This is a genomic window from Pseudomonas aestuarii (assembly GCF_027988105.1).
Taxonomy (GTDB): Bacteria; Pseudomonadota; Gammaproteobacteria; order Pseudomonadales; family Pseudomonadaceae; genus Aquipseudomonas; species Aquipseudomonas aestuarii.
In genome coordinates this window covers 1-261 of record NZ_JAQJZJ010000051.1, presented here as the reverse complement: position 1 = coordinate 261, position 261 = coordinate 1, and the positions used below count along the sequence as shown (strand labels likewise).

1 protein-coding gene is annotated in these 261 nt (G+C 61.3%); it reads right to left on the bottom strand.

Annotation, left to right across the window (positions count from 1 at the left end):
• Positions 1-261 (bottom strand): hypothetical protein (locus PH586_RS23520; RefSeq protein WP_271350222.1); only part of this gene is annotated, 261 nt, incomplete at both ends.

The window sequence follows — 261 nt, the reverse complement described above, 5'->3', positions numbered from 1 at the left end:
ACCTGAGCATTGACCGGGCCATTGAAGCTAACGTGGCCTTGCGTCGAGTCGATATCCAGATCGCCGCCAAAGCTCAGCGCGTTCAAGGACATGTCGCCGATAGCCGTCAGTGTGGCGCCGCCAATCCCCTGCCAAGCAGAGCCGCTGCTCATGCTGATGCTCTGCGCATCGGCGACCAGTTCACCCTGAGCATCGACTAGGCCCGACGTGCTCAGCACACCACCCGCCAGCAAGGTCAGATCACCGTTGGTGGCAGACAGA